Origin of the sequence: Microbacterium sp. A84 (assembly GCF_051842815.1) — a bacterium.
Taxonomy (GTDB): domain Bacteria; phylum Actinomycetota; class Actinomycetes; order Actinomycetales; family Microbacteriaceae; genus Microbacterium.
Genome location: NZ_JBPXMS010000003.1, coordinates 279239 through 301775, shown reverse-complemented (window position 1 = coordinate 301775; position 22537 = coordinate 279239). Strand labels below are relative to the sequence as shown.

At 61.6% G+C, this 22537-nt stretch carries 20 protein-coding genes and 1 pseudogene; 12 read left to right on the top strand and 9 right to left on the bottom strand.

Annotated features, from left to right (window positions below):
- Window positions 1–10: 10 nt before the first annotated feature.
- Window positions 11–1420 (bottom strand): adenylosuccinate lyase, encoded by a 1410-nt coding sequence (gene purB / locus ACSU04_RS14000; RefSeq protein WP_439290006.1) that lies wholly within the window; start codon window positions 1418–1420, stop codon window positions 11–13.
- A complete protein-coding gene (locus tag ACSU04_RS13995; protein WP_439282752.1) occupies window positions 1417–1932 on the bottom strand; it encodes a low molecular weight protein-tyrosine-phosphatase in 516 nt (171 codons plus the stop codon). The genes purB and ACSU04_RS13995 overlap by 4 nt, the downstream gene beginning before the upstream one ends.
- Before the next feature lie 140 nt (window positions 1933–2072).
- On the opposite strand from ACSU04_RS13995, the gene ACSU04_RS13990 reads away from it, so the two are divergent.
- Window positions 2073–2339: a hypothetical protein gene (locus ACSU04_RS13990; protein ID WP_439282753.1), complete on the top strand. Its 267-nt coding sequence runs from the start codon at window positions 2073–2075 to the stop codon at window positions 2337–2339.
- Window positions 2336–3619: a hypothetical protein gene (locus tag ACSU04_RS13985; RefSeq protein ID WP_439290005.1), complete on the top strand. Its 1284-nt coding sequence runs from the start codon at window positions 2336–2338 to the stop codon at window positions 3617–3619. Before ACSU04_RS13990 ends, ACSU04_RS13985 begins: the two co-directional genes overlap by 4 nt.
- Before the next feature lie 11 nt (window positions 3620–3630).
- On the opposite strand, the gene ACSU04_RS13980 is transcribed toward ACSU04_RS13985, so the two are convergent.
- Window positions 3631–4032 (bottom strand): phage holin family protein, encoded by a 402-nt coding sequence (locus ACSU04_RS13980; protein WP_439282755.1) that lies wholly within the window; start codon window positions 4030–4032, stop codon window positions 3631–3633.
- 135 nt (window positions 4033–4167) lie between these two features.
- Between ACSU04_RS13980 and rhuM the strand changes: the two are divergent.
- The 6 genes and pseudogenes from rhuM to ACSU04_RS13950 form a co-directional block, all read left to right on the top strand.
- Window positions 4168–4500, top strand: a pseudogene (rhuM, locus tag ACSU04_RS13975) (RhuM family protein); the annotation flags it as partial.
- A 112-nt stretch (window positions 4501–4612) separates the two neighbouring features.
- On the top strand, window positions 4613–4915 hold the full coding sequence (locus tag ACSU04_RS13970) for a type II toxin-antitoxin system death-on-curing family toxin (protein ID WP_439290004.1): 303 nt from the start codon (window positions 4613–4615) through the stop codon (window positions 4913–4915).
- A gap of 28 nt (window positions 4916–4943) precedes the next feature.
- Window positions 4944–6023, top strand: a complete 1080-nt coding sequence (locus tag ACSU04_RS13965) for a histidinol-phosphate transaminase (RefSeq protein WP_439290003.1) — start codon at window positions 4944–4946, stop codon at window positions 6021–6023.
- A 30-nt stretch (window positions 6024–6053) separates the two neighbouring features.
- Window positions 6054–7199: a thiamine pyrophosphate-dependent dehydrogenase E1 component subunit alpha gene (locus ACSU04_RS13960; protein ID WP_439290001.1), complete on the top strand. Its 1146-nt coding sequence runs from the start codon at window positions 6054–6056 to the stop codon at window positions 7197–7199.
- The gene (locus ACSU04_RS13955; protein ID WP_439290000.1) at window positions 7196–8176 is read left to right on the top strand and encodes an alpha-ketoacid dehydrogenase subunit beta; all 981 of its coding nucleotides are present in this window, start codon (window positions 7196–7198) and stop codon (window positions 8174–8176) included. The genes ACSU04_RS13960 and ACSU04_RS13955 overlap by 4 nt, the downstream gene beginning before the upstream one ends.
- Window positions 8177–8197: 21 nt before the next feature.
- Complete coding sequence (locus ACSU04_RS13950) at window positions 8198–9541, top strand: dihydrolipoamide acetyltransferase family protein (RefSeq protein WP_439282761.1); 1344 nt, start codon at window positions 8198–8200, stop codon at window positions 9539–9541.
- A 35-nt stretch (window positions 9542–9576) separates the two neighbouring features.
- Here ACSU04_RS13950 and ACSU04_RS13945 read toward each other — a convergent pair whose 3' ends face one another.
- The 6 genes from ACSU04_RS13945 to ACSU04_RS13920 all read right to left on the bottom strand — a co-directional run bounded on the left by ACSU04_RS13945 (window position 9577) and on the right by ACSU04_RS13920 (window position 16712).
- Window positions 9577–11130, bottom strand: a complete 1554-nt coding sequence (locus ACSU04_RS13945) for a helix-turn-helix transcriptional regulator (protein ID WP_439289998.1) — start codon at window positions 11128–11130, stop codon at window positions 9577–9579.
- A gap of 176 nt (window positions 11131–11306) precedes the next feature.
- Window positions 11307–12401: an AI-2E family transporter gene (locus tag ACSU04_RS13940; protein WP_439289997.1), complete on the bottom strand. Its 1095-nt coding sequence runs from the start codon at window positions 12399–12401 to the stop codon at window positions 11307–11309.
- Window positions 12398–13684: a threonine/serine ThrE exporter family protein gene (locus tag ACSU04_RS13935; protein WP_439289996.1), complete on the bottom strand. Its 1287-nt coding sequence runs from the start codon at window positions 13682–13684 to the stop codon at window positions 12398–12400. Before ACSU04_RS13935 ends, ACSU04_RS13940 begins: the two co-directional genes overlap by 4 nt.
- Window positions 13685–13758: 74 nt before the next feature.
- Window positions 13759–15303 (bottom strand): helix-turn-helix transcriptional regulator, encoded by a 1545-nt coding sequence (locus ACSU04_RS13930; RefSeq protein ID WP_439289995.1) that lies wholly within the window; start codon window positions 15301–15303, stop codon window positions 13759–13761.
- A gap of 43 nt (window positions 15304–15346) precedes the next feature.
- Window positions 15347–16375, bottom strand: coding sequence for a linear amide C-N hydrolase (locus tag ACSU04_RS13925; protein ID WP_439289994.1), 1029 nt, complete (start codon window positions 16373–16375; stop codon window positions 15347–15349).
- 85 nt (window positions 16376–16460) lie between these two features.
- On the bottom strand, window positions 16461–16712 hold the full coding sequence (locus ACSU04_RS13920; RefSeq protein WP_439282769.1) for a LapA family protein: 252 nt from the start codon (window positions 16710–16712) through the stop codon (window positions 16461–16463).
- A 266-nt stretch (window positions 16713–16978) separates the two neighbouring features.
- Here ACSU04_RS13920 and ACSU04_RS13915 point away from each other — a divergent pair, with 266 nt between their 5' ends.
- The 4 genes from ACSU04_RS13915 (at window position 16979) to ACSU04_RS13900 (ending at window position 22456) form a co-directional block, all read left to right on the top strand.
- The gene (locus ACSU04_RS13915; protein ID WP_439289993.1) at window positions 16979–18199 is read left to right on the top strand and encodes an amidohydrolase family protein; all 1221 of its coding nucleotides are present in this window, start codon (window positions 16979–16981) and stop codon (window positions 18197–18199) included.
- A gap of 56 nt (window positions 18200–18255) precedes the next feature.
- A complete protein-coding gene (locus ACSU04_RS13910) occupies window positions 18256–19029 on the top strand; it encodes an ATP-binding cassette domain-containing protein (RefSeq protein WP_439282773.1) in 774 nt (257 codons plus the stop codon).
- Complete coding sequence (locus ACSU04_RS13905; RefSeq protein ID WP_439282775.1) at window positions 19026–20978, top strand: YhgE/Pip family protein; 1953 nt, start codon at window positions 19026–19028, stop codon at window positions 20976–20978. The genes ACSU04_RS13910 and ACSU04_RS13905 overlap by 4 nt, the downstream gene beginning before the upstream one ends.
- Window positions 20979–21046: 68 nt before the next feature.
- Window positions 21047–22456: a glutamate decarboxylase gene (locus tag ACSU04_RS13900; RefSeq protein WP_439282777.1), complete on the top strand. Its 1410-nt coding sequence runs from the start codon at window positions 21047–21049 to the stop codon at window positions 22454–22456.
- The last annotated feature ends 81 nt before the right edge of the window (window positions 22457–22537 follow it).

Sequence of the window (22537 nt, the reverse complement as noted above, 5' to 3'; positions counted from 1 at the left end):
CGCGCGCGAACTACTTCGCGAGGCGCTCGGCGATGCCGATGTAGGTCGCAGGCGTCAGCGCGAGCAGGCGCTGCTTTGCCGCATCGCCGATCTCGAGACCCTCGACGAAGGATGCCAGCTCCGCAGCCCCCACGCGGTGACCGCGAGTGAGCTCCTTCAGCAGCGCGTACGGGTCGCTGATCGTCGAACGACCGGCGACGACCTCAGCACGGATCACGGTCTGGATCGCCTCGGCGAGAACCTCCCAGTTCACGTCGAGGTCGGCCAGCAGCACATTGCGAGCCAGTGAGATCTCGTTCAGTCCGCGGCGCAGGTTGTCGAGCGCGAGCAACGAGTGCCCGAACGCGACGCCAATGTTGCGCTGTGTGGTGGAGTCGGTGAGGTCGCGCTGCATCCGCGAAGTCACCAGTGTCTGCGACAGCGAGCCGAGCAGCGCGGCTGACAGTTCGAGGTTCGCCTCAGCGTTCTCGAAGCGGATCGGGTTGATCTTGTGCGGCATGGTCGACGAGCCCGTCGCGCCAGCCACAGGGATCTGCGCGAAGTAGCCCATCGAGATGTAGGTCCAGATGTCAGTCGCGAGATTGTGCAGGATGCCGCCGGCATGACGGGTCCGGTCGTAGAGCTCGACCTGCCAGTCGTGCGACTCGATCTGCGTGGTCAGGATATTGAAGCCCAGACCCAGACCCTCGACGTACTCGCGAGCGATCGTCGACCAGTCGGCATCCGGGTCGGCCGCCAGATGCGCCGACCAGGTACCGGTCGCGCCGGAGAACTTCGCCAGGTAATCGGATGCTGCGATCTGGGCGCGAACGCGCTCCAAACGCCACGCGAAGACAGCGATCTCCTTGCCCATGGTCGAGGGAGTCGCCGGTTGCCCATGCGTACGGGACAGCATCGCGGCATCCGCATGCTCGACAGCGAGCTCGCGCAGCTTGGCGATCACATCGTCCAGAGCGGGCAGCCACACATCCTCGACCGCACGCTTCACGGTGAGCGCGTACGAAACCGAGTTGATGTCCTCGCTCGTGCACGCGAAGTGCGTGAGTTCGGCGATGGAATCGAGCCCGAGGGCAGACAGCCGATCGCGCACGAGGTACTCGACAGCCTTCACATCGTGGCGTGTGACCGCTTCCTTCTCGGCGAGCCAGTCGATCTCGGCCTGGCCGAAGTCACGGTATAGGCCGCGTAGGCGGTCTTTGTCAGCATCCGCCAGTGGCGACGTCTCGAACAGAGAGCGGTCAGTCAGAGTGATGAGCCACTCGACTTCTGCCTCTACTCGGGCACGATTCAGGCCCGCTTCAGAGAGATACTCGCCGAGCGGCGAGACAGCGCCGCGGTATCGACCGTCGAGAGGGCTCAGCGGCTGGATGGGGAAGGAATTTGGGGAAGTCAGGGGAATCCTCCTGATCGGGCCCCTCAAATTCGGGGCGTCGTGCGGCTCTGACGCAGGGCGGGTTCGAGCTGGCGGAACAGGCCCCGGGTCGCGGTCTCAATCATAGCGAGCACTGCATCGAACATTGCCGTGTCCGCGTAGTAGGGGTCAGGTACATCCATGCCATCAGCGTCGCGGTCGAAGGACAACAGCAGAATCACCTTGCCCTCCTGGTCTTCATTGCGCGCCCACTCGCGGAGGATGCGCTCGTGCGTGCGGTCGAGTGCGACGACAAGATCGTTCTCGGCGAAGGATGCTGCGGTGAACTGTTTCGCACGGTGGTGTGATCCGTCGTATCCGCGGCGCTCAAGCGTGTCGATCGTGCGGTGATCGGCGCGCTCTCCGACGTGCCACTCTCCGGTTCCTGCGCTGCTCGACACGATTCGCGGGCCCAGCCCCTGGTGTTCTGCGAGGTCGCGAAACACCACTTCCGCCATAGGAGAGCGGCAAATGTTGCCCGTGCACACGAAGATGACGCGGAAGGGATCCGGCGATGTCACGGGATCTATTCTGCCGGGCGAAACCCGATCCTGCACAGCCGGGACCATCTCTTTCTCCACAAACCTTCCGCAGCGTGGACTCTGCACGGTTTATGGGTTTCGGCATCCGGGCGGCAGCGCGTGCCAGGCATCCTTGGCGCATGTTCAATATCGAAAGCCCCGTCGCGGTTGAGCTCACCGGAACCACCTTGGAGTGGGTCCGGGCGTTCACCGCGGTGGAAGAGGCGATCAGCGTTCTTGAAGACGCCGGAGCCGCGCTGAACCCACTCATCTACGAGAGCGAATGGCAGGCATATGGAGTCCGTGCACTGCACGATCTCATCGTCGAGTTGAAGACTCGCACGGCCATCGAAATCGGTGAGCTGGGTACGAGACTCTGGGAGATCAAGTTGAGGGCGACGCCATGAGCGGATCTGTCGACATCACTCACGGCGGCGCGATCGCGGTTGACCCGGAAGCGTTGCGATCGGTGGCGAGCGCACTGCTCGCCATTGCTCCCACGTTCGCGCTCGCAGGTGCGGCGATCCGTCGAACCTACAATCACGTCTTGGGTGTGCCGGGGATCATCGGCCGTGTCGACATGGGAGCGCTGTGGGCCAGCGGCGACCGGGCCGCCGCGATGAGCCAGGAGTGCCAGAGCGCGGCGCAGAACACGTTCCTGATGGCCGACGTCTACGAGTTGGTCGAGACCAGGGCGGAGTTGGCGGCTCTCGCCATTGCGGACGGAGCAGCAGCCGATGCGCTGTCCGCGCGGATCGCTGAGCTTGAAGCGTCCGATCCGCGTGTCACAGAGATGGAGACCTGGCTTCTTGCCGGCTGGAAGGACGGCAGGTACGAGGGTCTGGCTGAGCAGCAGCTTCAGATTCCGGGCGTCTTCGATGCATCGTGGCTGTTCCTTCTCGCAGCGGGCATCGGCACGCGTCGACTCGGAGCCATCCGTCCGGGGGACACCCTTTCCGGACACGGCGACGCAGTATCGGTTGCGCCGGTGAAGACCAGTTCCCCGATTGCGCCGCCGACGAGCCTGGCCGAAGCCTTCCGACGGTTCCCCGATACGAAGGGAGCGCAGTTCAAGGTCGAGAATTACACGATGCCCGACGGCTCGCATCGTTTCGTGCTCTACGCGAAGGGCACCGGCTCGCCCTGGTACGGGTTGGGAGAACCCCTGGACATGAAGTCGAATCTCGAGCTGTACACCGGCCAGGAGTCGGCCTCGTATCAGGCGACACTCGACGTGCTGAAAGCAGCCGGTGCGCAGTCGGGGGATCGTGTCGACATCTACGCGCACTCACAGGCGGCAATCAATGCGGCCTACCTGTCATCGCAGAGCGAGTACGACGTGAAGGTGCAGGTGACAGCGGGCAGCCCGGTGCATCCAACGTTGAACGAGGATCAGCTACTGATCGAACTGCGTCACACCGACGATGTCGTCAGCTCGCTCGCCGGCGGCGGTGCACCTGGGGGCAGTGGGTCGCCGGACAGCTTCGTCGCCAGTCGCGTGGGCGACCCGGAGTATCGACCGCACGACCTTCTTCTCAAGACTCATTACCTCGACACCTACATCGAGACGGCGGAGATGGTCGATGCGTCGGGTGATGTGCGGCTGCACGCGATCGAGGAGAACTGGCGCGAGCTCAACGAGGCCGTGTCGATCGAGGCAACCGAATACGAGGCGGAACGCGAGTGAGCGGCGCGGGGTCAGTCGCGGCGCTTCTTCTTCTGCGGGCGAAGGATCGCGCCGAACACGGCGTTGATGATCGAGATGATGATGGCCGCGAGCACGCCCCACCAAAAGTCGCCCACAGTCAGTCCCCACCCGAAGCCGGAGGTGATCGCCGCGGTCAGCCACAGCAGGAATCCATTGATGATCAGGCCGATGAGGCCGAGGGTGAGGATGTACAGCGGGAACGCGACGATCTTCACGATGGTGCCGATGATCGTGTTCACGAGGGCGAAGATCGCGCCGACAGCCAGGAACGTCAACACCAGCTGCAGGGTCTCGCCTGGTGCGAAGGCGGTGACGGACACTTGCAGAACGGAAATCAGCGTCACCACCCACAGGGCGAAGGCGTTGACGATGACACGAATGATGAAGCGCATAGTGGATTCAGTCTCGCACGATGGATGCCGAATGTCAGCGGTGGATGTCAGTGCCGATGGCCACCGTATCGAAGGAGCAGAGCATCGCCTTCGGTCGGGAAGGTACCAAGAGAATCATGACGAACAGGGGATGATATGACTATGCATTCCGACCAGTCCGCGCAGGTCGTCCTTTACACAACCCCTGATGGTGAGACGGCCCTTGACGTGCTCGCGGACGACGCGACGGTGTGGTTGACGCGTCAGCAACTCGCCACGCTGTTCGGTCGTGACGTCAAGACCATCGGTAAGCACGTGAGCAATGCGCGAGGTGAAGAACTTGAAGGCATGGCAGTTGTCGCAAAATTTGCGACAACTGCCGCAGACGGCAAGACCTACCAGGTAGAGCACTACAACCTCGACATGATCCTGTCGGTGGGGTATCGAGTGAAGTCCGCCGAAGGCGTACATTTTCGGCGTTGGGCGACCGACGTCTTACAGCGCTATCTGGTCGAGGGGGCAGCGCTCAACCAGCGTCGACTTGACGAACTGGGTTCGATCGTGAAGGTCCTCGCCCGATCGACTGATCAGCTGGTCGCCGGTGTCGCCTATCTATCAGGGCTTCGCCGGCGAAGCCCTCTATCCGGGGGTAGAAGAGAAGGCCGCCAACCTGCTCTATCTCGTTGTCAAAGACCATCCGCTCTCCGACGGGAACAAGCGCAGCGGTGCTGCTCTCTTCGTGACGTTCCTCAGCCGCAACGAGATTCTCGAGGGCGCGGGCGGTGCGATCATCAACAACAACGCGCTCGCCGCGATCACTCTGCTGGTCGCGATGAGCGACCCGAAAGAGAAGGAACTTATGGTCGCCCTCATCACCCGCATGATTGCGGAGAACGCCGTGTGAACTGCCGCACGCTCGTAGACTCATCTTCGTGACCGAGCCCATCCTTCCCCGCATCCGTCCCGAGATCGCGGCGCTCGCGCCGTACCGACAAGGCAAGCAGGCGGGCCCCGACGCGTTCAAGCTCTCCAGCAACGAGAACCCCTTCGATCCGCTGCCGTCCGTTCTGGAAGCGCTCGCTCACACTACTGCGATCAACCGCTATCCGGATGCCACGGCAGCCCGACTGCGCGAGCGCCTGGGTGCGCGCTACGGCGTCGCCACCGATCAGGTGCACATTGCCAGCGGCAGCGTCGCGATCCTCTACCAGCTGGTGCAGGCCGCCGCGTCCGTCGGCGATGAGGTCATCTATGCCTGGCGCTCCTTCGAGGCCTACCCCGGCCTGCCACTCGTCGCTGGCGCCACCGGGGTTCCGATCCCGCTAACGGCCGACGCGCGCCATGACCTCGATGCGATGGCGGATGCCGTTACCGACAAGACCCGCGCCATCCTGCTCTGCACACCGAACAATCCCACCGGTCCGATCATCACCAGCGCGGAGTTCGAGACGTTCGTCAACCGTGTTCCGGCTGACGTGCTCATCATTCTCGATGAGGCATACACCGAGTTCGTGACCGCCGCCGATGCCGTCGATGGTCTGGCCGAGCGCGTGTACGAGAAACACCCGAACGTGGTCGTGCTGCGCACCTTCTCCAAGGCCTACGGCCTGGCAGGACTGCGAGTCGGCTACGCGATCGGCCACGCGAAGGTGCTCGACGCGGCGAGGGCCACCGGCATCCCGCTGTCCGTCACCTCGGCCGCAGAGATCGCCGCGATCGCGAGCCTGGATGCTGAAGCCGAGCTCATGCAACGCGTGGCAGTACTGGTTGAACGCCGCACGACGCTGGTGGCAGCCCTTCGTGCGCAGGGATGGGCGGTGCCTGACAGCCACGCCAACTTCGTGTGGCTGCCCGCAGGAGAGCGGACGGACGAGATCGCCGCCGCCTTCGTCGAGGCCGACATCATCGTTCGGCCGTTCTCGGGCGATGGCATCCGTATATCCGTTGGAGAGCATGAATCGGTGGAGAAGGTCCTACAGGTTGCTCAATCCGTTGTGGAGCGTCTCCAGTAATCCATGGGCATGCTCGACTAGCGTGGAACGGTGACCTCGTCAGAGACCGATATCGTCCGCGTCCTGGAAGCGGACGGCCGTTTTGCGCCCAGTGCTGCCGCCGAACAGTACCTGCCGTTGATCGATGCGATCAGCGATGCAGAGCTTGAGCAGTTCTATCGCGACATGGTCGTCATCCGCGCCATCGACAATCAGGCCACCAACCTGCAACGTCAGGGCCAGCTGGCGCTGTGGCCACCGAGCCGCGGTCAGGAAGCGGCCCAGGTGGGATCCGCCCGCGCCGCCCGCGCACAGGACACGCTCTTCCCTTCCTATCGAGAGCACGCCGTCACCCGCATCCGTGGTGTCGACACGCTCAGCATCATCAAGCTGATGCGCGGTGTCTCGCACGGTGGCTGGGACCCGACCGAGCCGGTCAACGGAAACACTCGCCTGTACACGCTGGTGCTCGGATCGCAGACCCTGCACGCCACGGGCTACGCCATGGGCCTCACCTTCGACGGCAAGACGGGTACCGGCGACGCGGAGCGCGATGAGGCAGTGATCGTCTATTACGGCGACGGCGCTTCCAGCCAGGGTGACGTTCACGAGGCGATGGTGTTCGCTGCCAGCTACCAGGCCCCGACCGTCTTCTTCCTGCAGAACAACCAGTGGGCGATCTCGGTTCCTGTCGCCACGCAGACGCGTGTGCCGTTCGTGAAGCGCAGCGCGGGCTACGGCATCGAGAGCATCCACGTCGACGGCAACGATGTGCTCGCCAGCTACGCCGTCTCCCGAGTCGCTCTCGATGAGGCGCGTAGCGGGAAAGGTCCGCGCGCGATCGAGGCGGAGACATATCGGCTCGGTGCGCACACCACGAGCGACGATCCGACCAAATACCGCACCAGCGAGGAAGAGCAGTCGTGGGAGAAGCGCGACCCGATCACGCGCATGCGGGCCTTCCTTGCGGGTAAGGGTGCGAGCGCATCCTTCTTCGAGGACGTGGATGCCGAGGCATCCGACGCGGCAGAAGACCTTCGCGTGCGCACCCTGGCGCTGGAATCGCCCACGGCAAACCTGATCTTCGACCACGTCTACAGCGAGCCGCATCCGCTGATGGATGAGCAGCGCGCCTGGCGCGAACAATACGAGGCGTCTTTTGAGCAGCCGACGCAGAACGGAGGCGCTCACGCATGACGCTCGAAACCATGCCATTCAGCAAGGCACTCAACGCCGGCCTGCGCAAGGCGATGCAAGACGACCCGCGTGTCCTGCTCATGGGTGAGGACATCGGCAAGCTCGGCGGCGTCTTCCGCATCACTGAGCACCTGCAGCGCGACTTCGGTGAAGGCCGTGTGCTCGACACTCCGCTTGCGGAGTCCGGCATCGTCGGCACCGCGATCGGTCTGGCGATGGCCGGGTTCCGCCCGGTGTGCGAGATTCAGTTCGACGGCTTCGTGTTCCCGGCGTTCGACCAGATCACTACGCAGCTGGCGAAGATGACCAACCGGCACGAGGGCACGGTCTCCATGCCGATCGTGATCCGCATTCCCTACGGCGGACACATCGGCGCAGTTGAGCACCACCAGGAGAGCCCGGAGACGTACTTCGCGCACACTCCCGGCCTCCGTGTGGTGTCGCCGTCGACCGCGAACGACGCGTACTGGATGATCCAGGAAGCGATCCGATCGAACGACCCGATCATCTTCCTCGAGCCGAAGAGTCGCTACTGGCACAAGGGTGAAGTCGAGATCGAACAGTCCACGGCGGCCCTGCACGCATCGCGGGTGGTGCGCTCCGGCACCGACGTGACCCTGGTCGGCCACGGCGCGATGGTGACGGTGCTGCTGCAGGCGGCCGCGCTCGCCGAGGGTGAGGGGACGAGCTGCGAGGTCGTTGACGTACGCTCGCTGTCACCGGTCGACTACGGACCGATCCTCGATTCGGCCCGTAAGACCGGCCGCATGATCTACGCCCAAGAAGCCCCTGGCTTCAATAGTCTCGGCAGCGAGATCGCCGCGACCGTGATGGAGCGCGCGTTCTACGCCCTGGAGGCACCCGTGCTGCGGGTGTCGGGCTACGACGCGCCGTTCCCGCCCGCCAAGCTGGAAGGCACCTTCCTTCCGGATGCCGACCGCATCCTTGAGGCCGTCGACAGGTCGATGGCCTACTGAGTTGTTCCGAAAGGACACCGGATGAGCACCCAGAACTTCACCCTCCCGGACGTCGGCGAGGGCCTGACCGAAGCTGAGATCGTCACGTGGAAGGTCGCGCCTGGCGATGCGGTCGCGATCAACGACGTCATCGTCGAGATCGAGACGGCCAAGTCGCTCGTCGAGCTGCCCTCGCCGTACGCCGGCGTTGTCGGCGAGCTGCTCGTGAGCGAGGGGGCGACGGTCGAGGTCGGCGCGCCGATCATCAGCTTCGTATCGGATGCCGCAGCTGTCGCCCCGGCGGCGCCCGCAGCCTCTGCCGCAGAGGAGGCCGGAGGATCAGTTCTGGTCGGCTACGGAACGGGAGCGGGCGCGACCTCGCGCCGCACCCGTCCGGCGGTGCGCTCGGTGCGCTCATCGGTCGGCGTGATCGCGAAGCCGCCGATCCGCAAGCTCGCACGCGACCTGGGCGTCGACCTGTCAGCTGTCACCCCGACCGGTGCCGACGGCGAGGTCACCCGCGACGATGTCGTGGGGCACGCCTCGCAGGCCAGCGTCTTCCGCAACATCGAGACTCCCGAGTGGAGCACTGTGCGTGAGGAGACCGTTCCCGCGCCGAAGAGTGCGCCCGTCGGCCTCGCCCGCGGTGTGGCTCCCGCACCGGCTTCTGACGCTTCTGACGCTTCGCGCACCGAGTCGATCCCCGTCAAGGGCGTCCGCAAGGTCAGCGCCTCCGCGATGGTGCAAAGCGCGTACAGCGCGCCGCACGTCACGGTGTGGAAAGAGGTCGACGCGACTCGCACGATGGAGCTGGTCAAGCGGCTCAAGTCTTCGCCGGACTACACGGACATCAAGGTGTCACCGCTGCTGATCGTTGCTCGTGCCGTGATCTGGGCCGTGCGTCGCAACCCGATGGTCAACGCCGCGTGGATCGAGACCGAGGACGGCGCCGAGATTTCGGTGCGCCACTATGTCAACCTCGGCATCGCCGCGGCGACGCCGCGCGGGCTTCTGGTGCCGAACATCAAGGATGCCCAGGACCTCAGCATGAAGGACCTCGCCCGCGCCCTCAACCGACTCACGCTGACGGCCCGCGAGGGCAAGACGCCGCCGGTCGATCAGCAGGGCGGCACGATTACGATCACGAACATCGGCGTCTTCGGTATGGATGCCGGAACCCCGATCATCAACCCCGGCGAAGCCGGCATCGTGGCGATGGGCACCATCAGCCAGAAGCCGTGGGTCGTCGACGGTGAGGTGCGTCCCCGTTTCGTCACCACCGTTGCCGGTTCCTTCGATCACCGCGTGATTGACGGGGATGGCATGAGCCGCTTCATCGCTGACGTTGCGAGCATCCTGGAAGAGCCGGCACTGCTCGTCGACTGACGGGAGGAGACGCCTGAGCTAAGCACCCAAAGCGTCTAGGCGCGGACCTTTGTGTTCATGAGGCTCGGCTGGAAGTCGGTAGCGATTTGGATCGCTTCCTGGCGGGTGGAGCATTCAAGCTTTCGATATAGCGAGCGCAATTGCGACTTGATCGTGTTCGGTGAGACCTGGAGTGCTCGAGCCGTCGCTGTGGTTGTTCCATGTATCGTGATCGCTCTCAGAACGCGCTGCTCGCTGTCAGTCAGTTGCGGGCGCGATCGAAGATGGACATGGTGCAAGTTGGACAAGTTTGTCGTCAAGCTCTCGGCCGTCAGCGCGGGCACAAGCTCGGTGACGCACTCGACGAACTTGCTGGGAACAGACGCGAAGATTCGGCGATTATCGGGGTTGATTCCCCATCGAGCAACCTTCACTGCGGCGTACTCATCGACGTCCCCGGCGCGAGCGCACCGAAGCCAGGCTGCGAGGAGCGCGCACTCAACGCGTTGCCCCAGACCCAGGTCGGGATCAGTGATCAGTGCGCGGATCCCCAGCGCGGCGGAGTCGAAATCATCCGTGTAGAGCGCAAGCCTCACCGCGGCAAGTTGAGTGAGCGCGCCACCACGGTCAACAGATTGATTCAGGACTTTTCGTGCGTTCGCAAATTCTTCGGTTGCGGTGAGCGCCTCGACAGTGGCAGAAGTCATGACATCGGAAGCGAATGATCCGTGGTGTGGGTGTTGCTGACTTGCGAGCTGCAAGGCCTCAAAAGTTTCGTGAGGGCGGTTTTGTGCCAGCAGAGAGCGCACCCGCGCGAGGAGGGCGAAAGGCCACGTAAATTCGCTGCTGTCATACGGCTCGAGCGCGGCAATTTTGTCATCGAGGTCGTCCGTCATGCGATCGGCGCTGATGAGAGCGCTGGCGGCTGCCATCGTTGCGAAATGAGCTTTCGCGTGTGCCGGCGACGCGGGAGGTTGTATGGATGCAGCCGCGAGCGCGCTGTCTGCATTTCCCAGGGACCCGCGAACAGCATGCGCGAGCGCAGTGCGGCCCAGTGTGAGTCGCTCCGCATCGGGCTGGGCCGACATCCGGGCAAGCTGCGTCGCGCTCGAGAATTTCAGGAGTGCCTGGGACGTATCGCCGGCACTCAGAAAAGTAGATCCGATCTGCAGGTGGTAAAACCACAGGGGACCATCGGTGCGATCACGTGAATCGGCACGCGTTTCGATGATTCGATCGGCGAATTGTCGTGCATGATTCAGCGCTTTGGACTCATCACCCTTGATGCGAAGCACAATCATCTGACCGAGAATCATGAGATCGAGCTGACCGGGGCTGAGCGCTTGAGCCACCTCGGGGCGAATCTCCGGTAGCGACCAGTCGGCGGTGCGGGACAGAGTGAGCAACATGGGGTGGTTGAGGAAAAGCAGCGGATGCTTTTCAATGACGTCTCGAGGCAACGAGTTCACCGCGGCCAGCATGAGGTCCCAATTGGTATTAAACAATGGCCAGACATGGAACAGAAGGCTCTGTGCGATGAGTTCGTGGTCACCCGTGCTGAGAGCGCGCTCAACCTCTGCGTGCGCTGCAGTCGCGTCGTTTGGGTTCACCTGAGTGGCCCCCTTTTCGTCAAGAGTGCGTGTATCGACACCGGCTCTTTCGCCGCGCTCTTTAGAGAGATCTTTCCAATTTTTTAGATAGATCTCTCTAATAAAGATCCGTGGTGCGTCCACCATCCCATACATAACATCCAGAATGTGGGGGTGAATCGGTTTCGGATGTGCATCTAGCCCTCAGCTAACCCCGGGTCAACCTTTACGTCTTGCCGGGGAATGAGCACTTTCTTGATGATGAGAAGTATCGATGCGGTGACGGGAATGGCGATCAAGGCACCCAAGAGCCCCAATAGCGTGCCGCCGACGAGTGCGCCGATGATAACGAGAACCCCGGGAACAGAGATCGCACGGCCCATGACCTTCGGGGTAAGAACGTACGCCTCCAGTTGCATGTACACGAGGTACACCGCGGCGAAGATGAGCGCAGGAAGCCACCCTGAAAACAGAGCGAGAGACGTAGCGACTCCCCAGTACAGCACCGAGCCGACAAGTGGAATCAGGGTGAGGCAGAACGCGACAACGGCCATAAGCATCGCGAACGGCAGCTGCAGCACGAGGTGCAGCACGAAGGCGACGAGTGAGTTGCACAACGCAAGTATCGTCATCCCCATCAGATACCCGCCGACGGATTCCGCGATCTGATCCGCCATATCTGAAACGACTGCGCGGTTGCGCGCAGGCATCAAGCGGTTCAGCGAAGCCTTCATGGTCGTAAGCGATGCCAGGAAGTACAGGCTCAGGACGACGACGATGACCGATCCCGATACGGCCGTTGCAATCGAACTCCCGGCATGAACAACTCCGAGACCGATGGTTGCCATATGTGACGGCTGGGTGAGATAGGACTTCACATCAGTCACGATCGAGCTGGCATCTGTACCCAGCGTGTTCTCCAGCCAGGCGTACACACTCGACGCTTGAAAGTCCTTGATGGCGCTGGGGATGCTCTTCGTGAGCTGAGAGACCTGTTGCAACAGCGGCGGCACGATCAGCAAGATCACCACTGCAATCGCAATGGCGAAGAGAGCGGACACGAGCGCGATCGCCCACGCTCGAGTGAGACCGCGCGCCTCGAACCAGCGCACGATCGGATCGAGCCCCAGCGCGAGGAACAACGCGAATCCGATCGATATGAGCACCGTCGACAGATGCGTGACAGCGAGCCCAAGGGCGAATGCCGCGAGACCGCCGAGGGTAAGGAGAAAGCCCGTCGAGAGCGGATGGCTCGCTCTCGCCCAGATTGACTGGGGGCGTAGTTCCGTCAATTCTCTTCCTCGTCTTTGTGTGAGGCAGATCGCCAGCCCCGAGAGATGGCCGTGAAGTCGCGGCTGAATCCGGCGCCCAACATCATCCCGATCGCGATCGCAAACAGAGATGCGAAGGTGCGCAGAAGGGTGGTCGTCGCACCAGCGGTACCGGCTGCGGCTTCGCTGAGGCCGATGAATCCCATCGCACCGGGAACCAGCAGCCAGTACGCACAGGTGAGCATGATCGCCGTTGACGGTGCAGCTTTGAGCCGCCCGGCAAGATACACGGCGGGGATGACGATAACTGCGCCGATGAGTCCAGAAAGCTCAGCCCCGAGGAGGAGATTACCGAGCAACTGGGCCGAGTACGCGACGACGAGCGCGTAGAGAATCCAGACCAATGAACCACGGGGAGAGGCGGAAAACAGGTAGTAGCCAAGGCTGACCAGCAGAATTCCGACCCAGGGTGCCCACGCGCCCAGTTGCTCGGCCGTGCCCGTTGATGTCGGTGGCTGGCCACCGACCGAGATTCCCACGTACACCCCGAATGCCAGCAGCCCCAGCCGAGCGATGCCATATACCAGCCGGCTCGCGCCGGCCATCATCTGTCCTGATGTCAGTTCGACGGCCGCGATGGTGAGCGTCAGCCCTGGCAGGAAGGAGACGAGGGAGGGGGCGACGAGTCGGAGGACGTCATCATGCACGATCGGTCGAACAAGCACAGAGATAAGCAGCGTCACGCTGAAAGCAGTGAGCACCGGAAGTATGAGGGATAGCGTTTGCGACCGGCTGCCGATGAACACGATGACTCCGACGAGCGCGCCCAACACAACATAGACGGGCAGTGCGGTGACCGTCGGGTTGAGGACCATACCGAAACCCACCGTCAGCAGCATGTACCCCACAACACTGAGGACAGGTCCGAACCTCGGTGGCGCAGATCGAATCCGAGAGATTGTGGCGACGACAGTTTCTGGCAACGTTCGGGAAACCCCGGCGTCTCGCACAAGCCGCTCCATCGCCGCGGACTGGTCAAGCCGAAGTGCGTCATGATCCGCGGGGAAGATCGCCGTTTGCGATGGCGTGGTTCCGGTGTCCTCTATCAGAATGAGCGTCGGCAACACGAAAATGCGAAGATTCCGACACTCATACTGTTCGGCGAGATCGTTGAGGGTAGCTTCGACATCGTTGGTGGCCTGGGATGACGCCAGGAGCGTCGCGCCGATCTGACCAAGCATCTCGGTGACACCAGCGTCAGGAAGCGGCGCCGCATCATCGCGAAGACGTGGTCGAACAGCCACGAGCGCGCCTCGCACCCGATCGACGAGTCCTGGTCGAGGGACTACGGCAGTCTTGCGGCTGGACATGATCGAGCTCACTCTGCTGCGTGGGCGAAGAGGTGGAAACGGGACGCGATCGCGACGGCTTCGTCACGGGTCGAGCAACCAAGTTTTCGGTAGAGCGAACTCAGCTGAGACTTGATCGTGTTGGGTGAGACATGAAAGCTCATGGCCATATCGGCCGTGGTCGCATGCACGGGTAGAGCATTGAGTACACGAAGTTCACTGCCTGTCAGCACAGGGCGACGCTGGACGTCGACGTGCGCGAGGCCCTCGGTGGCTTGGTCGAACGCGGCAACCTCATCGGCGCTCAAGCCCTCTCTGGTGAGCTCGATGAGCTGCGCAGGCATTGTCGCAAGCAGCCGTCGGCTATCCTCCCTGAGTCCGAGCCGCCAGATCTGGCGCACCGTCGCAGAGTGGAGTGTCCCCGACTGCACCATCTCATGCCAGGCAGAGAGCAACAGCAGGTTCGCGTGCTGTCCAGGGCCGAGATTTCGACTCTGTTCGAGGCGGCGCAGCGCGCTGCTCGCGAGGTCTGTGCGGGACTGGTGGAGCGAGACCCGCACGATCGCCGACAGGGTGAGCATCCCCGGCTTCGTCTGCGCTTCGATGACGTTCTGCGCTGTTGTCGCATCGCCTACACCCCAAAGCGCTTCGAGGTATACAGAAGAAATCACGTCGGACGCGAATGAGCCGTGCTGTGGAGGATGTGCATCCCGCGCCAGGCAGACCGCTTCGAGCGCTTCGTCAGGACGAAGGCGGGCCAGGAGCGACCGCGCTCGGACGAGAAGAGCGAGCGGCCAGCTCATCGCGATGCTGTCGTAAGGCTCCAAATTGGACAGGAGCTCGTCGACGTTGCTCACCATTCGTTCGACGCCGATGAGCGCGGCGGCTGTTCGCTCGGCCGTGATACTCGATTCGCGGTGTGCGATCGTCGATTGTGGCTGCAATGCGGCTTCCGCGAGGGTGGTTTCGGCGTCGCTGAGGGAACCGCGCACGGCGTAGGCGAGCGCTGTGCGCGCGAGCACGAGCCGCTCAGCATCCTCTTGCAAAGAGAGGCGCCCGAGCTCTCGGGCGATCGTGAACTGAAGTAGCGCTCGCGACGATTCTCCGGCCGCGAGGAGCGTTGATCCGATTTGGTAGTGGTAGAACCAAAGGGGTCCATCGATTCTGTCGCGCGAGTTGCCCTTCGTGAAAGCGATTCGATCTTCGAGTCGCCGAGCGTAGATCAAAGACGCAGCGACATCTCCGCTGGCTCGAAATGCGATGATCTGCACGAGGGTGAGCACGTCGAGTTCGTCGGGGGTCATGATGCGCGCTTCGTCCGGGGACATGAGCGGTTTGAATGGCCGCGTCGTCCTGGCAAGGACCGGCGTCATCGGATGCAGCGCTCGCAGAATCGGGCGTCGATCCAATACGGAGTTCGGCAGCGATTCGACGGCTGATCGCAGCAGCTCGAAGTGCGAGTTGAACAGCGGCCAGATGTTGTCGACCGTGGTGCGTGCGATCGACTCAACGTTTCCTGAGGCGATCGCACGCAGCAACTCCTGCTCAGCTTTGGCAGAATCATGAAAGTTCACAGCCGCCTCCGCGCACCGAAGTGTCCGGGCAGCCCGCGACTAGTCATGCGGAATCTGTCGCGTGTGCGGCGGCGAAGTTCCTGATGTCAGTGAGCGTGAGGAAATGAAGCTCCCGCAGGGGCTCGAACTCTTTGCTCACATTGCCGGCGATACCATCCGCGATGGCCAGCTTCGCGTTGAGTTCGAGGATGAGTTGCGGTGAGCCTGCGCTGAAATCGAAGTCGGCAAGATCGACCCAGACAACGTTGGGATGACTGGTTGATTCGAAGATGAACCGCTTACGGGTGAGGTCAACGACGACCTGCCAGATGGTCTGCGAGGCATCTGGCTTGCCCGGGTCCGGCAGACGGAATGGCTGCGCCGCATTACGGATCACACTGAACATCGAGGCAATCGCCTCCACCTGTGTGCGTGGCTGCGGAAGTCGATCCACGTAGTGGGCCGCGCGAGCAAAACGGTCAGAAGCAAGGGTTGTGCCAGGTAGAGGGCGATCGCCGCCGAATCCTTCGACCTCAGCGAGTAGCGCGATTTGCTCTTCATAACGCGGCGAGTTCGTCATGACGCGGTACGCGCGGTCGTGGTGGACCTCGACCTTGCCATCGATGTACTCGATGATGGCGGAATCGCCCGTGGCATCGTCGAGAGCGAGGTGAATCGCGGGGACTTCACCACTGGCAGGATCGGTGAGCTGAACGACCTGTACGCCGTGATCTTCGATCCAGGCAACGGATTCGGCGACGGTAGCGAAATTGTCCAGGAAGTATTGCAGCCAGATCGCCTGGCTGAGCGCTGGCCTCGTCTCGTCGAGCTCGCCATACGTCGATTCAGCAAGCCAGAGAATGTGGCCGCCGAGACCTGCTTCATTCAGGCCGTCCACGGAGATCATGTCGAATGCGGTCGCAACCACGCTGCCATAGCGGGAAACCCAGGTGAGGTTACCGTTCACTCCATCGTTGCGCTGGGCTCCCCGAGGAAGCGTCCAGAGATTTGTCCCGAGATCACGGTGATAGTCCATGTTCCGGCCGACGATGACGTTGCCGACTTCGTCCGTCCACACCACTCTTGTGCACATTTTTCCTCCGGGAAGTTCAGTTCAGATCGAATCAAATTGGGAAATGTCCCGTATGAGCTCTCGTATGGCGCCTGGCGCATACTCGCTACTTCTTTCGTGGTCGAAACCAAGGAAAAAGAGAACCAATCACGACACCGGTGATGAGAATAGCGAGGAACCATCCCCAGGCAGGCATGGTGAATTGAAGAAAAAGAAAGCGCAGCGTGGCAGGACCAACGTTGGAGAATACGAACGAAAGTGCCGCGATTCCCAGGATGATTGCGATAATTGCCCTACTGTTACTCGCGGCGCGTTTGTTGGCTGTGGTGTCCGACGCGGGAGGCTGCTGGTTAGTCATGCGTACTCTTTCTGCGCGCTGTCAGTGGGAATAACGGGAGATTCCGCGAACGGAATCTTGGAACGGACACTACCCACATTTGACTCTCGTCCGCGAGAGGGTGAAACCAGGGTGAAGCCGGGATGAATAGGCGGATGATGCAGAGGGCGATTTTTTAGAGCTTCGTCTGCACTGCCTTGTCGACGGCTAATAAGGTCACCACCATGACCCCAGCGACCCATGCACCGCAGAGAATGATTATTCGCAACGTCTGTGTTTTTGATGGCGTGAGCGATCGTACTCAGGACAATATTGATGTCCTGATAGAGGGCCCCCGAGTGGTGGCCCTCACTTCTTCCCCCGTCGCAGGCGGCGCATCGGATGGCGCCATCGAGATCGACGGTAAGGGAAAATTCCTGATGCCCGGCCTGAGCGATGCCCACGTGCACCTCATGGGTAATTCGAACAGCATGCTTGATTTCGTTCAAGGCGCAACCGGTGCGCTATACGGCAATACGATCGCCGAGGCGAAGCGAATGCTGTTGCGTGGTTTCACGACCGTGCGAGACATGGGCGGTGACACTGCGCCGGTGAAGGCGCTGATCGACCGCGGCACGTTCGAAGGTCCGCGCATCTTCCCCAGCCAGGCAATGATCTCGCAGACGTCCGGTCACGCCGACTTTGCGTTCGTTTACGACGTACCGGAAGAATTCGGTGGCAAGCCGAGTCGCACGGAGGAGATTCACTTCACGCGCGTCGCCGATGGTGTTCCCCGCGTCCTCGCTGCCGTTCGTGAGCAGCTGCGCATGGGCGCATCCCAGATCAAACTGACCCTTGGTGGTGGCGCAGCGTCGATGTATGACCCGCTGAACACCCTGCAGTACACCCCTGATGAGATCAAAGCGGCCGTTGACGCCGCGAGTGATTACGGCACCTACGTTGCCACGCACGTCTATACGCCGGCCGGAATCCGCCGCGGCATCGAAGCGGGCGTGAAGTCGATTGAGCACGGACACCTGGCGGACGAAGCCAGCGTTCGCCTCATCGGCGAATCCCAGACCTGGTTGTCGATGCAGCCGTTCGCTGAAGACGATCACCACTACCCCGACCCCGTTCGCGCGGGGAAGAACACTGAAATCTGTCACGGAACCGAGCAGGTATACGAATGGGCGAAGAAATACGGGGTGAAGACGGCGTGGGGCACTGACCTGCTTCTTGAGCCGCAGTCGGCCCCACGCCAGAGCGTGATGGCTGCGCGGCTGGGCGACTTCTACAGCAATGTTGAAGCGCTCAAGATGCTCACCTCCGGAAACGCAGGACTGTTCGAGCTCTCCGGCGAACGCAACACGTATCGCGGCGGAAAACTTGGCGTCATCGCTGAGGGTGCGTGGGCAGACATGATTCTGGTCGATGGAAACCCGATTAATGACCTCTCTCTGATTGCAGAACCGGAGGCGAACTTCAAAGTGATCGTCAAGAACGGTCACGTTGTAAAGAACGACCTGTAGGCCGTCCGGCCCGCCGTATGCGCGCGGGAGAAGTTCGTTCTGAAAGAGGAGAAGACATGGAATCGCACTCGGATGCATCCGAATCCGTCGCCGTGCGTGGCGCGCAACCGCGACATGCGGCACCGACGACGAACGACATTCTCATCGATGCACGAGGCCTCGGTGTAGAAGCCTCGTGGGGTCACATTTATGGCCCGGTCGATTTGAAGGTGCAAAAGGGTGGTGTGACCGTGCTGGTCGGCGCGGGTGGGCGTGGACGAACGTCGTTGATGCTCACCCTTGCCGGTCGGATGAAACCGTCAGTTGGGTCTCTCACCGCATTCGGCCAAACCAACAAAGACCATAACCTCTTCAACAACGCCGCCATCGCCAATATTGATGAGGTCGACGGCATCACGCAAACAATTCGCGTGCACGATATTGTCACCGAGCAAATTCGTTGGGCTGCACGCTGGTACAACTGGGTTCCGCAGTCGACCGAAGCAGATCTGGAACGTATTTGCCGTCCGGTTTTCGGCGATTACAAGCTTCCGACGATGAACGCGATGGTCGAGGAACTTCCTGAAGTGACGGCGACACTCTTCCGCATCGCGGTAGCGAATATTCGCAAGCCAGAACTTCTGGTCGTCGGTGGTATCGACACGCTGCACAGCGTGCGGGGTGCACACACGGTTCTTGATCGCTTGGTTGCCCTCGGGAAAGAACAGACGGTCATCACTGCCGACGTAAACGGTGTTGTGCGAGAGAGCGGGGTTCGCGAGTTCGTCGAGGTTCCCAATCTGACTGACAAAGAATTCGCGATCCTCGAGCAGGAAGGCCTAAGCCGATGATTGCCGCATTTTCTCCCGGCAGTGATTTCAAGCGGTATTACCGCGGACGGATGCCGCGTCTCGCACTGATTGTCATCATCATCATGCCGTTGATGTACTGCGCTTTGTACCTTTGGGCCTTTTGGAACCCGTTCGGTGAAGTAGACAAACTTCCCGTCGCGATCATCAACGTCGATGAGGGAGCCACGGTCGACGGTGAACGTACGGACGCCGGCGTTGATGTGGTGAAGGGGCTGATCGAGTCGAAGCAGCTCAACCTCTATGAGGTCAGTGAGAAAGAGGGCGTCGACGGTCTTGCTCACGGCCGGTTTGCCTTCACCATCACGGTCCCTAAGAACTTCAGTGAGTCGGTGACTTCGGCCGCCACAGACAGCGCTCACCAGGCGACTCTGATTTTCACGTACAACGACGCGAACAACTACCTCTCGACCGTTATCGGGCAGGACGCCGCTGAAAAGGTCATCAATCAGGTCAGCGCCCAGGTGGGTGAGCAGATCTTCGAGAAGGTGTTGGGCGTTGCTGAGGGCACGATCCCGAAGCTCCGTGAAGCCGCCGCGAAGGTCGATGAGCTGAACACCGGCATGCAAACCGCGAACGATGGTGCTCAGAAACTGGCCGAGAACCTGGTCACCGCTAAGGACGGCTCAGCGACGCTGGCCGACGCACTGGACGAACTAGACAACGCCGTAAACGGTGCGGTCTCCCAGGCGGAGACGGTCATCAATAGCCAAGGCCTCACCGGCACTGAACTGCGCCAAGTCGTGCAGCGCATCACCGCGAACACCAATCAAGCAGCTGAAGCCCTCAACACGGTGGCAGACAAGCGCGATGAAGCGGTGGCTCGGCTCGACGCCATCATTGACGAGCTGGCAGCTGGCGACGAGATCCAGCAGGACATTGGCATCCGTCTCGCTGACGTACGCAACTACATTGCCGATAACTGGCTCACGCAAGATCTCACGAGTACCTTCGCTGCGATCCAGCAAGACGTCGACATCATCGCTGCTGAACTCGATAACCAGAACAGTCGTGTCAGCGTGATTCTGCGTTCTGTTGAAGACGGTGGCATCCAGCGTGATCTCGGGAAGGTGCAGTCGGCCGCAGGCCAGCTTCGCTCCGGTGCAGACCAGCTGTCGTCCGGTCTGGTTCAGCTCAGCGCCGGCGCAACAGAACTTGCCGCCGGCACCCCGCTCCTCGCCGCAGGAACGGATCAGCTCGCTGAAGCCGTGAATGAGGGTATGCAGTTCATCCCCTCATGGGACAGCACACAGCAGGGCAATTTCATTAAAGCGATTGCTGACCCGGTGGCGCTGAAGGAGATCACAAACAACGAGGCGAAGACATTCGCCTACGGGTTCGCTCCCTTCTTCATCGGCCTCGGATTGTTCGTCGGCTCTCTCATCGCGTGGATGCTCTTCACCCCGTTGCAGGCACGGCCGCTCGCCCAGGGACTTGGATCATTCCGCGTCGTTCTCGCTTCGTTCGTGCCCACGTTCTTCGTCGGAACTCTGCAGGCGGTTCTGCTCTTCACCGTCTTGTACTTCGCGCTGGGTCTAAAGATGGTCCATCCGCTCGGAACCCTGGGCTTCATGGTCCTGATGGTGGCGATGTTCTTGGCACTGATTCAGATGTTTAACACACTGTTCGGCCCCGCGGTCGGACGTGTTGTCACCCTGATGTTCTTGATGATCATGCTGACATCCGCCGGCGGCATCTACCCCGTGCCGGTGACCTCGGTGCCGTTCCAGTACATCCACCTGTTTGACCCCATGACGTTCACCGTCACCGGCCTCAGGCAGCTCGTAGTGGGCGGCGTCGATTCCAGGTTGTGGTCCTCGATCGCCGTGATCATCGCGCTGACAGTCGCCTTCATCGCGGTCTCGACCTGGGCTGCCCGTCGTAACAGGCAGTACAACATGGACCGTCTCTATCCGCCCGTGGAGGTATAGCTCGATTCCGCGAGGGGCGAGCCATACCGACATCATCCCCATCCTCGATACAAACCTTGGAGCGAAAAGTGACTGCTAACACCTCCCACGCTCGTCAGACGACGAACATCGATCCCACGACGAGCTTGAATCCTGTTTTCGTGCGACCCGGCGAAGCAACAGAGTTCGACAAGTTCGTGATGCCGGAGAACTCGAGCCTGCCCGAGACCGCTTACCAGATCGTGCACGACGAAGCGATCCTGGACGGCAACTCCCGGTTGAATCTCGCCACGTTCGTCACCACGTGGATGGACGACAAGGCAAAGCAGATCTATGCCGAGGCTGCCGACAAGAACATGATCGACAAGGACGAGTACCCGGCGACAGCGGCGATCGAGGATCGTTGCTGGCGGATGCTCGCTGAGCTCTGGAACGTCCCGGACACGGCCGACACGATCGGTACCTCCACGATCGGTTCATCTGAGGCCTGCATGCTCGGTGGCCTCGCATTGAAGCGTCTCTGGCAGCAGAAGCGCAAAGCAGAAGGCAAATCCACCGAGAAGCCGAACCTCATCATGTCGGCGGCCGTGCAGGTCGTCTGGGAGAAGTTCTGCAACTACTGGGACATCGAGCCGCGCTATGTGCCGGTCACTCCGGATCACATGGTGCTCGATGGGTTCGAGCTCGAGAAGTACGTAGACGAAAACACCATCGGTGTTGTCGCGATTCTCGGCCAGACCTTCACCGGCGCTTATGAGCCTGTCGAAGCGATCGCCAAGAAGCTCGATGAGATTCAGGCGAGCACCGGTCTTGACGTCAAGATCCACGTCGACGGTGCATCAGGTGCGATGGTTGCACCGTTCTGCCAGCCCGACCTCAACTGGGACTTCCGTATTGACCGAGTGAACTCGATCAGCACGTCCGGTCACAAGTACGGTCTCGTCTACCCCGGTGTCGGCTGGGTTGTCTGGCGCAACCAGGCAGTGATGCCGGAGAGCCTGATTTTCCACGTGAGCTACCTCGGGGGCGACATGCCGACCCTGGCGCTCAACTTCTCGCGTCCCGGTGCGCAGGTGCTGTTGCAGTACTACCAGTTCCTGCGTCTGGGCCGTGAGGGCTACCGTGCGATCCAGCAGAACTCGATCGACGTGGCCACCTATCTGTCCTCTGAGATCGCGAAGATCGGCCCCTTCGACCTCATCAGCAAGGGGGACACGATTCCGGTCTTCGCCTGGGTGCTGAAGCCCGGGTACACCGACAAGTGGAGCCTGTACGACCTTGCCGACCGCCTGCGGATGAAGGGGTGGCTCGTGCCGGCGTACCCCATGGCCGACAACATGTCGGACATGGTTCTGCAGCGCATCGTCGTCAAGCTCGGACTCAGTCGCGACCTCGCGACAGCGCTGCTGTCAGACATCAAGGGAGAGGTGCTCTTCCTCGAATCGCTACAGACTCCGCTTCCTCGTGAGGCCGGTAGCGGGTCACACTTCCACCACTGATCTGAGTGTGTTCCGGGGAGGAAACCGATCAGGCTTCCTCCCCGGACCTATCCCACGATGGCGTCGTTGTCGTACCAAGAG

Excerpts from the sequence above, each read along its gene's own strand:
- ACSU04_RS13985 (WP_439290005.1), top strand. The coding sequence starts at position 2,336 with ATGAGCGGATCTGTCGACATCACTCACGGCGGCGCGATCGCGGTTGAC.
- ACSU04_RS13980 (WP_439282755.1), bottom strand. The coding sequence starts at position 4,032 with ATGCGCTTCATCATTCGTGTCATCGTCAACGCCTTCGCCCTGTGGGTG.
- ACSU04_RS13950 (WP_439282761.1), top strand. The coding sequence starts at position 8,198 with ATGAGCACCCAGAACTTCACCCTCCCGGACGTCGGCGAGGGCCTGACC.
- ACSU04_RS13920 (WP_439282769.1), bottom strand. The coding sequence starts at position 16,712 with ATGACTAACCAGCAGCCTCCCGCGTCGGACACCACAGCCAACAAACGC.
- ACSU04_RS13955 (WP_439290000.1), top strand. The coding sequence starts at position 7,196 with ATGACGCTCGAAACCATGCCATTCAGCAAGGCACTCAACGCCGGCCTG.
- ACSU04_RS13905 (WP_439282775.1), top strand. The coding sequence starts at position 19,026 with ATGATTGCCGCATTTTCTCCCGGCAGTGATTTCAAGCGGTATTACCGC.
- ACSU04_RS13990 (WP_439282753.1), top strand. The coding sequence starts at position 2,073 with ATGTTCAATATCGAAAGCCCCGTCGCGGTTGAGCTCACCGGAACCACC.
- ACSU04_RS13925 (WP_439289994.1), bottom strand. The coding sequence starts at position 16,375 with ATGTGCACAAGAGTGGTGTGGACGGACGAAGTCGGCAACGTCATCGTC.
- ACSU04_RS13910 (WP_439282773.1), top strand. The coding sequence starts at position 18,256 with ATGGAATCGCACTCGGATGCATCCGAATCCGTCGCCGTGCGTGGCGCG.